The 11,908-nt window shown below is 43.6% G+C and carries 8 protein-coding genes; 7 read left to right on the plus strand and 1 reads right to left on the minus strand.

What is annotated here, in order from left to right; genetic code table 11:
* Window positions 1-46: 46 nt before the first annotated feature.
* On the minus strand, window positions 47-1,684 hold the full coding sequence (locus KJ365_RS13545) for a M28 family metallopeptidase (RefSeq protein ID WP_214452224.1): 1,638 nt from the start codon (window positions 1,682-1,684) through the stop codon (window positions 47-49).
* A 241-nt stretch (window positions 1,685-1,925) separates the two neighbouring features.
* Here KJ365_RS13545 and KJ365_RS13550 point away from each other — a divergent pair, with 241 nt between their 5' ends.
* From KJ365_RS13550 to KJ365_RS13580, 7 genes are all read left to right on the plus strand, one after another.
* A complete protein-coding gene (locus tag KJ365_RS13550; RefSeq protein ID WP_214452196.1) occupies window positions 1,926-2,495 on the plus strand; it encodes a TetR/AcrR family transcriptional regulator in 570 nt (189 codons plus the stop codon).
* Window positions 2,496-2,575: 80 nt separating this feature from the next.
* Entirely contained in the window at window positions 2,576-2,899 is a 324-nt protein-coding gene (locus KJ365_RS13555; RefSeq protein ID WP_214452197.1) for a DUF1820 family protein, read from the plus strand.
* Window positions 2,900-2,946: 47 nt separating this feature from the next.
* Window positions 2,947-4,692 (plus strand): DUF885 domain-containing protein, encoded by a 1,746-nt coding sequence (locus KJ365_RS13560; protein ID WP_214452198.1) that lies wholly within the window; start codon window positions 2,947-2,949, stop codon window positions 4,690-4,692.
* Between the two features lie 110 nt (window positions 4,693-4,802).
* A complete protein-coding gene (locus KJ365_RS13565; RefSeq protein WP_214452199.1) occupies window positions 4,803-6,203 on the plus strand; it encodes a DUF945 family protein in 1,401 nt (466 codons plus the stop codon).
* Window positions 6,204-6,409: 206 nt separating this feature from the next.
* Complete coding sequence (imuA, locus tag KJ365_RS13570) at window positions 6,410-7,120, plus strand: translesion DNA synthesis-associated protein ImuA (protein WP_214452200.1); 711 nt, start codon at window positions 6,410-6,412, stop codon at window positions 7,118-7,120.
* A 15-nt stretch (window positions 7,121-7,135) separates the two neighbouring features.
* Complete coding sequence (locus tag KJ365_RS13575; protein ID WP_214452201.1) at window positions 7,136-8,575, plus strand: Y-family DNA polymerase; 1,440 nt, start codon at window positions 7,136-7,138, stop codon at window positions 8,573-8,575.
* Window positions 8,559-11,672: an error-prone DNA polymerase gene (locus tag KJ365_RS13580; RefSeq protein WP_214452202.1), complete on the plus strand. Its 3,114-nt coding sequence runs from the start codon at window positions 8,559-8,561 to the stop codon at window positions 11,670-11,672. The genes KJ365_RS13575 and KJ365_RS13580 overlap by 17 nt, the downstream gene beginning before the upstream one ends.
* Window positions 11,673-11,908: the final 236 nt, after the last annotated feature.

An 11,908-nucleotide genomic window follows, 5' to 3' on the forward strand; every position in this document is an offset into this window, starting at 1 on the left:
GCTGATGATATCCATCGGCGCCTTTCATTTTCTTTACCTTCGGCGCTTACTTACGCCCGAATGTATTTCCAAAAAAGCTATCTTCATTCCACACTGGGCGCTGCGGTGCATCAGCAAGTGTTTGACCGATCTCAAAATTGACTTGCGTGAACGTACGCGCGGCATTCCAATTGAAATCTTGATTCATGTCATCTGATGGACGATGATAATGTGTTGCCAAAAAAGTATTGAGTACTTGGCTACCATCAATCTCAGGATCTTTTGACTTTATGCCCGTAACTAAAAATACGGCAGGGATCCCTTCTCTTACAAAAGCATAGTGATCAGAGCGAGTAAACAAGTTAAGTTCTGGCCACGGATCGTCGGTCAGCGTAATGCCTGCATTCGCTACAGCACTTTCAACATAACCGCCCATCGAGCTATGACTCGCACCAAAGGCAATGACATCTGACGACTCATAGGTCAGTAATGGCATATCAAGATTCACATTAGCCACTAGCGACTCTTTGGGTACTGTTGGATTTTTTACAAAGTAGTCAGCCCCTAACAGCCCTCTTTCTTCGCCGGTTACCGCTAAAAACATAATTGAACGCGCAGGCGCTTTGGGCAGACTCGCAAACATTCTAGCGGTTTCAATCAACACCGAGGTGCCTGAAGCATTGTCAAGCGCCCCGTTATTAATGCGATCTAATTCAACTGATTTAGAAATGCCTAAATGGTCAGAGTGTGCAGTGAAGACTATGTATTCATCTTTTAAATCCGGGTCGCTACCTGGTAACACACCCGCTACGTTTGGACTAGTGAACTCATCGTGCGTAGAGGCGCTCTTTAAACGCGCCGTTGCTGGCAAAGCAAAACCAGTAGGCACTTCATCGGCTTCAATTTGAGCATAGATATCCGCAGCAGAAACGGGTGCGTTTTCAAATAAAACCGCAGCGGTATCCATATTTACAAAAGCACGAACTTCTAGTTGTGGAAAGGTATTGCCCACGTTACCTTGAGGGTCTACCCAACGCAGTCTTGGCGCATGAATTGAGGTTAGCGAACGCTCATACGGACGTCTTTTTTCGCCGGCAGGCGTTTGCAATGTAATGTAGCCTACCGCACCGTTGTCCACAGCATATTTTGATTTTTGTGCACTAGACGCCAGATGGGTGCCCTCTTCACTGTTAAGACCGCTTGGTCTGCCGCTTAGTGCAACAACGATTTTGCCTTCTACATCTAGGCCAGCATAATCATTATGACCAAACTCTTCGGCAATGATGCCATAGCCAACAAAGACCATGGGGGCAGAAAGTTCTGCGCTAGTGCGCACCGGGTCCGCGCCCATAATGAAATCTTTTGGGTAGTTAAAGCTGTGCTCACCTGCGTCAGTGTTAATCACAAACTCCGGAGACTCTTGCACAAGTAGCGCACGCCTAAAGCCAACGCGCTGCATAAACGTATCGTTGTCGCCAGCAGGCGTTAGACCGAATTTTTTGAATTCTCCAGCAATATATAAAGATGCAATCTCATGACCACGAGTACCGGTATCTCGGCCTTCGAGCAGATCATCGGCTAAAAAGCTCATATGAGATTGAATGTTGGCAATGCTCGGCTGAGGGCTTGATGCAGCTTGCTGCGTTATTGATGAAGTTTGTGCGCAACCGAATGTTGCTAAGCTGACCACAGCGACAACAAGCATTGAGCGAATAGATGGTGATGAAGACACAAAACATCCTTAGAGGAAAATGATGGCGTCTTTATATCACAATCAAAATACATTTTTGTACGCAATATATATCTATTAACATTTTCTTACATATTGGTGATGAAGCGCTTATGTGTAGGCTTCTTGATGGCAGACAAGTAACATGGTTACTTGCTATGCTCGTAAAAATGACTTATAAGAACATATGTTCTCATTTTGCAATGCAGGATTTACCATGCCCAAGCAGCCTAAATATCAATTAGAAAAAGTTTTAGAAGGTGCACTTCCACTCGTATTGGAACTCGGTTATCGGGGCTGCTCTATGGCCACACTTATTAGTAGTACAGGTTTTAACCGACGTGCTTTTTACATACAATTTCACAATAAAGAAGACTTCTTTGAGGCACTATTAAACCATTATCTACATGCTCATTTAATGCCTTTAAATCAATATCTTAGAGAATCTTTTAATGTTCAAGAATGCATTCATGCATATTTTAAAGCCTATCAACAACACATTCATCGCAAAGGTTGCTTGTTGACTAAGTTAGTGCTTGAAATGGGCAATGAAAATAATGCCATACAGCATCAAGCTCGATGGTTCTATGACCAACTACAATTAGATTTTATTGCGCTGCTCGAACGTGCACAACAACATGATATGTTGGCGAAAAATGTAAATGTGGAACAACAAGCGCTCAAATTGACGTGCTTAGCGCAAGGATTTGCCATCTCGAATCAAATTGTTCAAGGAGAAGAAGATGCAACACTGTTAATAGAATCAATATTCTCTTTACCGGTGTAAAACATGCCTGCTCTATCCTTGAAATAAGGTCTGTTTGCCCTCAAATAAGCTTCTCGAATTCACATGTAATGGTAAGCAGTATGGCAACTTCTCAAGCAATTTATAAAGTACAGTTTATTAGTAGTGGTCAGCGCTATGAGGTGTATGTGCGTGAATTACAAACTAGCCAAATATTTGGTTTTATTGAAATTGCTGACTTTGTTTGGGATAACCACACCGAAATAGTGCTTGACCCAAGCCATGAAAAACTCAAAGATGAGTTTGCAAAGGTGAAGCGTACCTACATTCCCATGCATAACGTATTGAGAATCGATCAGGTAGAAAAACAGGGTAGCGCGAAAATCAGCCAGCTATCTGATAAGGTAACCGCACTTCATTCACCTATTTATACACCGAAAAAATAGGCTAGTTACTGCGAATATCGCATAGCCGTTTCAATGCGGGACACAATATGAAAGCACTGATCATCAGCATCACCTTTACCTTGCTAAGCCTTACGGCGCAAGCTATACAATCTGAGAATGATAATTCTCAAAAACTACATACCTTGCTTGAACAAGTATGGGAGTATGAATTAAGTCAGTTCCCAAGTATGGCCCGTTCGGAAGGAAGAGAGCCGCAGCAAAGCCTTACCGATATTAGTATGAGCGCAATGCAGGCACGCTTTGAGCAATTCACAGCCTTTCAGCAACAGTTAAATGAGATTGAACTTGCATCCCTTAACAATGATGATCAAATCAGTCATTTAATGCAAAACTATCGTTTGAGCAACTACATAGATAACTTTCGTTTCAAAGAATATCGGGTACCAATCACCTCTGAGTTTGGCTTTCATAGCAGTTTAGGACGCATTCCGGATAGCACTCGTATAGGCTCACAGCAAGACTTTGATCGCTACATGAGATTACTCGATGCCGTTCCTCATAATATGCAATTGAATGTGCAATATATGAAAGAAGGCTTGGCACTAGGACACTCGCAGCCTCAAGTGGTACTCATTGGATATGAAGACAGCATTACTCCATTTATTGGCAAAACCATTCAAGAACATCCGTTCTACGCCCCAATTATAGGAGCAAACAATTTTAAACTGACCGAACAACAAAAAGCCGAAGCGGCACAAAAAGTGGCAAATGTGCAGCAAGCCTATCAAGATTTTTATGATTTTTTTGTAAACGACTACCAAGTGAATACGAAAACGGATATTGCCGCAACAACGTGGCCTCAAGGTGACGCCTTTTATAAAAATCGTATGAAGCACTACACCACCGCCGATTTGAGCGCCCAAGAAATCCACGATATTGGTTTGGCCGAAGTGGCCCGCATACGCGCTGAAATGCAGCAAATCATCGACGACTTAGAATTTGATGGCGATATAAACGCATTTATTGAGTTTTTGCGTACCGACGAGCAGTTTTATGCCAAAACCGCGGAAGAACTGATCATGGTAGCGTCTTACATTTCAAAGCAAATGGACGCGCGCCTACCTCAGTTGTTTTATAAAATGCCTCGCACTCCCTATGGCGTAGCGCCGGTGCCTGACAGCATTGCCCCTAAGTACACAACCGGTAGATATATTTCACCCAGCAGTGATGATGAGCCGGGGTATTACTGGGTCAATACTTATGCTTTAGACAAGCGACCGCTGTATGCCTTGCCTGCATTAACCTTACACGAAGCGGTACCAGGACATCATTTTCAAATTTCACTGGCGGCAGAAATGGAAGACTTACCTAACGTAAGGCGTAAAACCTACATTTCTGCATTTGGCGAGGGATGGGGTTTATATTCTGAATACTTGGGCCTTGAAGTGGGCATTTATGAAGACCCATATGACAACTTTGGCAGGCTCAGCTATGAGATGTGGCGCGCATGTCGTTTAGTCGTCGATACAGGTATGCATGTGTTTGGTTGGAGTCGAGATAAAGCTTTGGCCTACATGCTCGAAAATACTGCACTTAGCGAGCACAATGTACGCACGGAAATTGACCGCTATATTTCATGGCCCGCGCAGGCACTTTCTTACAAAATTGGCGAAATAAAAATCAAGGAATTACGCGCAAAAGCGCAACAAACCTTGGGTAATGAGTTTGACCTACGCGCTTTTCATGACGAGCTATTAGCCCATGGCTCTGTTCCCTTATTTATTTTAGAGCGTAACGTTAATAACTGGATCACGGCTCAACAAACAAACTAGTATTCCCTCCTGCGGGTACCACTGAGCGTACCCGCTGTGTTCGCACCTCGTCATAGATTGCGTTACACTTCTATCGTCATATTATTCCCCACATTTACTAGGATATCAGAATGAAAAAGTGGTTATTCACAATTGCCGCATTGCTTATTGCGCTTGGCTTAATTGGCCCTAAATTTACCGGCAATGTATTTAATCAGCAGCTTGAGCAGTATATCGATACCGTTAATAAGCTAGGCGTATATGAGGTCAATATCAAATCTCGTGAGCAAGGTTGGTTTTCAACCGATGCGACCATTGAAGTAGGCCTTAATATGGCATCCTTCGACCCTAATGCCCCACTACCTGAGATCAACATTGAATTACAAGCAGATGCTCAACATGGCCCAATATTGACCAATGAGGGCTTAAGTATTGGATTACTTCAATGGTCTTTAGGGGTGAGCGATGAAACAGCTGCATCAGATATTGTCTTAACAGGTGAGGGCCCTTTATATCGCGCCGTTGGAAAAATGAACTTGCTAGGTACAACCATCTATAGAGACGCACTCAGCGCCTTCACATACACCGATGTAGCAACAAATATGCGTTTTAGCACTCAAGGTTGGCAAGGCGAAGGCTACCTTGGCGCACAGCAAACACGCTACGCAGGTAGTATGACAACTCTGGAAATGGCGATGCCAGGATTGTACGAGTTAGTAATTACTGATTTAGGCGTATCTGTGCAAGCGCAAGGCTCTATATACGAGATGATTTTAGGACAACTTATTGAAAGCACAGCCTCTGTAGGATTTGCACAAATGCAGGTGGCAGATTTACTGGCCAATACGCAGATGCAAATGGACGGATTCGCCGTTAATTACGCACTTGAAATGGACGATGCGCAAGGGCTAGCCAACTTTAACAGCCAACTCACCCTCGCCCAGCTTGATGCGTCGGATATCTCTATCAGAGATATGGTAATGCACAGCGAGGTCAATAATATCGAGCAGGCATTTTTACGCGCGTATCAAGATATGAATAAGGCCGTTGCCCAAAACCCTCAGCAAACTAGTGAAATCATGCAGCAGGTCATGCTAGATAATCTATTACCACAATTGATGGCAGAGCCTGAACTGAACATTACAAAATTCAACGCGCAACTTAACAATGGCAATATAGAGTTAAGCTCTAACAGTAAAATTGTGGGCGTAACCAGTTTGCCCGACACGATGGAAAGCAACGATTTTTGGCTTGAGCATTTGCAATCACAAACCTATGTCGATATCGATGATGAAGCAGCACAAGTCATCGCTACCATGGTACTTGCTTCACAACTTGCGCAAAACCCTGACTTTGCACAAATGGAATTGTCGCAGCGCACGCAAATATTACAGCAACAAAGCCTAGCCACATTAGAGGGATTAGTTGCCCAAGGCTTACTTATCAAAACCAGTGATGGCTACAGCATGGCGTTTGTGATGCAAGATGGTCAAGCTAGCCTAAATGACACCGTCATTCCATTAGCGGATTAGCACCTCTTTTAGTTTTGCATATCATTTTTAGTACCCAGCACACTGAAGATGATATGCACACCGCCTTTCCATCATAGTCATACAGACTAAAAACACATTATAAATAAAACACTTAGCTTGTATTTACATACTTGTCTAGGGGAAGTGCTTGATCCCTTAAAGAAACTATTTATACTGTATATATGTACAGTATAAATGAATGCCTTATGAATCCTATTTTGCACGAACTCAAAGCTAAACAATGGATATGGAACGCATCTAATAGCCAAGGAAAAGGTCATTCAAAGCGTTTAACTACCGGTTATGAGGCCCTCGATAGTGTATTGTCAGGGGGCTTTCCTAGCGCCGGCATGATTCATATAAATAGCTATTTAGGCTGTGGTGAACTACGCCTGATTTTAAGTATTTTGCGTCAAATGCCTCAACATGAAGTTGCTCAGGCAAATAACAAACTACGTGTTTTTATTGCACCGCCATTTCAGCTCAATGCTGAGTTTTTACTCGATGAAAAGATAGCATTGGAGCACTTGCTGGTAATTAAGCCTGCCACACAAGAAGAAGCGCTTTGGAGTGCTGAGCAATGCGCTAAAAGTGGGGTATGTGAAGCGGTTTTTTTATGGCAAAACCAGCTGAAGCATACGCAAATACGTAAGTTGGAGCTCGCGGCGTTACATGGTCAGTGCCATTGCTTTTGGTTTGATAATAATCGTCAATGTATGAGCAACCTTCCACTGACATTGTCACTTTTGCTATCACGCGAAAATGAACAGATGCAAATCAAAGTAAATAAGCAAAAAGTAGGTTGGGCAAAGCCGGCCATCAACATCAAGCTGCCTTTTAAATCGCGCACACAGCTTCGCTTTAAAGAGGCGCGCAAGGCCGTTAACAATATTGTTCAACTGCGCGCTACGCCTTAAAAAGCAAACCCGACCATGCAATTTGATACCTGCTCTTTGTGGATATATCTGCACTTTACGCAGCTCCATTTAAATGTGATTGAAAACACTCAAGTACACGATGAGCGGGAGTTAGCGCAGCCTCGTGCAATATACAACATGCAGAGTAATCAGCTTGTGCAGCTTAATGAGAGCGCATTACAAAAAGGCATCAAACATGGCATGGGGCTCGCCAGCGCTAGCCTTTTATACCCACAGCTTAATGTGCACGAATACAACGAAGAGATAGAGAAACATGCGCTTGAACACATGGCAAATGCCTTATACCTGCTCAGCTCTGATATTGTGCTCATGCCACCTAACGGCTTAGTACTACGCGCGCAAAACATGTTGAAGCTCTACGGTGGTCTCGGGCCCTATTGGCAAAACATTTCTCGTTGTTTATCGCAATTAGGCTATCGCTATCAAAGTGCCGCAGGGTTTTCTATTCAGGCATGCAAAGTAATGGCAAAGTGCAAACAAGGGATTATCTCCCAAGAGCGTGACGTTATCGAACAGCAACTCTTTAAGTGCTCCCTTGCTCACTGCGATATTGACCTAAAAGACTTTGAGAAGTTAAAGCGCATTGGCATAAGCACTGTCGATGAGTTAAGTCGCGTGCCGCTATCGCAACTGGCCAATCGCATTAGCCGTTATAGCGTGGGTATTATTGCCGAGCTACGTGGGCAAGCACCTTCTAAGGTGACGTTTTTCGCGCCTTCCATAAGTTATGAAGACTACATTGAATTACTCTACGATATCTCTCTAGTCGATAAACTGGTGCCCGTACTCAAACATGCTTTGAAAAAGCTCGAAACCTTCTTATATGTGCGAAACACTCAATGCTTACACATTGATGTGAGCTTTTATCAACGCGAGCATGAACCTTTGCAAATCGGTTTTGACAGCGCAATGGCAATTTATAGACACCAAGATTGGTTAGAAATAGCCAGCCTGAAACTCGAGCAAGTACGTTTTGCTTCACCTGTATACGCCCTTAAACTTGTGTGCGAAAAGTACGAAGTTGCCCATGCCAGTGTTGATGACTTTTTTACACATAAATCCACTCATATCGAAACCATGTCTTTAACATCGCGCCTAGCAAGCAAATTAGGCCAACAAAAAATTACGCGCTTAAATTTCATAGACGATTTTCGCCCAGAAAAAAGCACCCTAGCCTTAGCAGATATAAAAAGTAAAAGCCTAAATCACGCCCAAAGTGTATTTGCAGATAGGCCCGGTTTTTTGCTCGAAACACCCACCCTACTGCAACAAAAAATACAGCTCATCAAAGGGCCCGAACGCATGATTTGCGGCTGGTGGGACGATGGTGTTGTCACCCGAGACTATTACATCGGCCAAAGTCAGCAAGGACAACAAATGTGGGTATTTAAAACGCCTGAGAAAGACTGGTATTTACATGGCTACTTTATCTAGTTCAAAACGCGCTCAATACGCAGAGCTAATTTGCCAAAGCAACTTTTCATTTTTATATGGGGCTTCGCATCCAGAGGAGTATGTACGCCATGCCTATTTTCTAGGTTATCAAGCGCTAGCGATCACCGATGAGTGCTCGATGGCGGGTGTGGTACGGGCCTATACCGAAATAAAGCTAAATCATATTCCCATGAAACTGATTGTGGGTAGCTTGTTTAAATTGAACGAACAAACAATGGTGTTACTTTGCCCAGATAAAAACGCATATAGCGAATGTTGCCGGATCATTACAAACGCTCGACGAAGGGCTAAAAAAGGGCATTACGAATTATCAGAGTGGGACTTAAAAAGTGTTAAGCATTGCTTATGTTTATGGCTGCCCAGCGGCAATTCGGTTGCCGATATTACGTGGGGAGCTTGGTTACAAAAGCACTTTAAAGAACGATTGTTCTTAGCCGTGAAACGATGGTTAACGGCCAATGAAGAGGCGTATATTGAACATTGCCAAAACATGGCTGAGCAATACCACTTAGATATTGTTGCGACTTCTATGGCATGCATGCATGAGCCGTCTCGCTTAGCCTTGCAGCATAGTTTACACGCCATCCGAGAAGGCAAAACATTAAACACATTAGGCCGAACAGCCTTGTCGAATGCAGAAAGCTGTTTACGACCTATCACAAAACTCGCTCAGCTTTATCCTCAGCAATGGCTAGAAAATGCGGTGAGTATCGCAAAAGGATGTCAGTTTTGCTTATCTGAGCTCGCATATGCATACCCTGCTGAAGTGGTTGCACAAGGCATGACCCCTAGTGAATATTTACGCTACCTAGTTGAAAAGGGCATTAAAGAACGTTTCAAAGAAGGCCTAAGTGACGAGATACGAGCGACCATCGAGAAAGAACTTATACTCATAAAAGAGCAGTCTTATGAGCACTTTTTCTTAACCATTTATGACATTGTGCAATTTGCTAAAAAGCGAGGCATTTTATATCAAGGCAGAGGCTCTGCTGCCAATTCAGTCGTGTGCTATTGCCTAGAGATCACAGCGGTAGATCCGAGGCAAATTAGCGTTCTCTTTGAACGCTTCATATCAAAAGAGCGTAACGAACCGCCAGATATTGATGTGGACTTTGAGCATGAGCGACGCGAAGAGGTGATTCAATACATCTATCGAAAATACGGTCGCGAGCGTACCGCTCTGGCAGCTACCGTAGTGTGTTATCGCTTTAAAAGCGCACTACGAGAAATCGGTAAAGTCATGGGTATTAACTCAACGGATATTGACTTTTTTATCAGTAATGTAAATCGACGCGATCGCACCTTAAGCTGGCAATCACAACTTGGAGAGCTAGGCATTGACCCTCAATCAGACTTTGCGCATACCTTTATTAGTTTGGTCGAGCAGTTAATGGGGTTTCCTCGTCATTTGTCTCAGCACGTTGGCGGGTTTGTGATTTCTGCAGGCCCATTGTATGAGTTAGTACCTATTGAAAATGCTTCTATGGCAGATCGCACCGTGATTCAATGGGACAAGGATGATCTTGAGAGCTTAAAACTGCTTAAAGTAGATGTGCTAGCCTTAGGCATGTTGACTGCTATTAGGAAGTGCTTCGACTTATTGAAAACCCACTATCAACAAACATGTAGCATACCCTTTATCACGAAGCTCGGAGACGATCGTCAAGTCTATCAACAGATCCAACAAGCGGATACCGTTGGTATATTTCAAATTGAATCACGCGCACAAATGTCGATGCTACCGCGTTTGAAACCAGCTTGTTATTACGACCTAGTTGTGCAAATTGCGATTGTCAGACCTGGGCCTATTCAGGGAGATATGGTGCATCCATATCTAAGACGCCGCGACGGCCTAGAAGCGGTCAGCTATCCTTCACCGGAGATTAAACAAGTACTATCTCGTACGATGGGCGTACCGATTTTTCAAGAGCAGGTCATTCAATTAGCGATGGTAGCGGCAGGCTTTACAGGAGGCGAGGCAGACCAACTTCGTCGTGCAATGGCGAGCTGGAAGAAAAACGGTGCACTGCATAAGTTTAGAAGTAAGCTGATTGATGGCATGACACAGCGTAACTATTCAGTGGAATATGCGGAGCGCTTATTTGAACAAATTTGTGGGTTTGGCGAATACGGCTTTCCTGAATCACATTCAGCGTCTTTTGCGGTATTAGCCTATGTCTCGGCATGGATAAAACATTATTACCCGGCAGTATTTTATGTTGGATTGCTAAACTCACTGCCTATGGGCTTTTACACAGCATCGCAACTACTACAAGATGCCAAGCATCATCAGATAAAGGTGTTGCCATGTTGTGTACTGAACTCCCACTATGATCATGTATTAACATACCAGCAAAGTGCATACGTTATACGACTGGGGCTACGTATTGTTAAAGGCTTGAAACAAGCGTCAGTCGAGCAATTAGTGATATACCGTAATCAACACACGATCCGGTCTATTGCATGCCTAAGAGCGCTAGGCTTACCTCAGTCTTGTATACAAGCATTAGCTAGCGCTAACGCTTTAAGCGCGTTATCAACTAACCGCTTTGATGCACGCTGGCAAATCATGGACGAAACACAATCTCTGCCATTATTTGCCTCTCAGCCATCGTCGACATGTGAAGTTGAGCAACCCTATATTAGACAACCTAGTTTGTTTGATAACTTAATAGAGGATTATGAGAGCACCGGCCTATCTATTGCACAACACCCAATTAAGATGTTAAGTGATGCAAACTTGTTACCCAAATTCAGCACCGCCTCACAACTGGCCAATATTGCTCACAAGACCGTCGTAAACGTCATTGGCGTTGTCGCTTGCAAGCAAAGTCCAGGCACGGCTGCAGGAGTAACCTTTATTACACTTGAGGATCATACTGGTAATACCAATGTTGTCGTTTGGCAACGCTCGGCCCGCGCACAAAGACAAGCGTATTTAAATGCTAAAATCTTGCACGTAAACGGTATATTAGAGCGAGGTAATGGCGATGTGATACACGTCATCGCTGGCAGGTTGACAAACAAGAGCGATTTACTTGAAAAGCTTGCTGTAAGTTGCCGCTCATTTCATTAGGCATATTCATTTACCCTAATTGGTGTGCAGTATAGTCATCTTGCCCATCTCATTATTACAACACTTTTTCCAAACACACATGAGCGAAATGAATCTTGTTATTACATGCTATATAAGAGGATGTTTTTAATAGAAGCGGAGAATATTACAGGCAATAAAAAAGCCCCAGCATAATGCTAGGGCTTGGTATGGGAGTCTGGCGATGTGCTACTCTCACATGGGGAATCCCCACACTA

It is taken from the genome of Glaciecola sp. XM2, from assembly GCF_018595715.1.
GTDB lineage: Bacteria > Pseudomonadota > Gammaproteobacteria > Enterobacterales > Alteromonadaceae > Glaciecola.

Coding starts and splice junctions, on each gene's coding strand:
- KJ365_RS13565 (WP_214452199.1), top strand. CDS start 4,803: ATGAAAAAGTGGTTATTCACAATTGCCGCATTGCTTATTGCGCTTGGC.
- KJ365_RS13580 (WP_214452202.1), top strand. CDS start 8,559: ATGGCTACTTTATCTAGTTCAAAACGCGCTCAATACGCAGAGCTAATT.
- KJ365_RS13575 (WP_214452201.1), top strand. CDS start 7,136: ATGCAATTTGATACCTGCTCTTTGTGGATATATCTGCACTTTACGCAG.
- KJ365_RS13545 (WP_214452224.1), bottom strand. CDS start 1,684: ATGCTTGTTGTCGCTGTGGTCAGCTTAGCAACATTCGGTTGCGCACAA.
- KJ365_RS13550 (WP_214452196.1), top strand. CDS start 1,926: ATGCCCAAGCAGCCTAAATATCAATTAGAAAAAGTTTTAGAAGGTGCA.
- imuA (WP_214452200.1), top strand. CDS start 6,410: ATGAATCCTATTTTGCACGAACTCAAAGCTAAACAATGGATATGGAAC.
- KJ365_RS13555 (WP_214452197.1), top strand. CDS start 2,576: ATGGCAACTTCTCAAGCAATTTATAAAGTACAGTTTATTAGTAGTGGT.
- KJ365_RS13560 (WP_214452198.1), top strand. CDS start 2,947: ATGAAAGCACTGATCATCAGCATCACCTTTACCTTGCTAAGCCTTACG.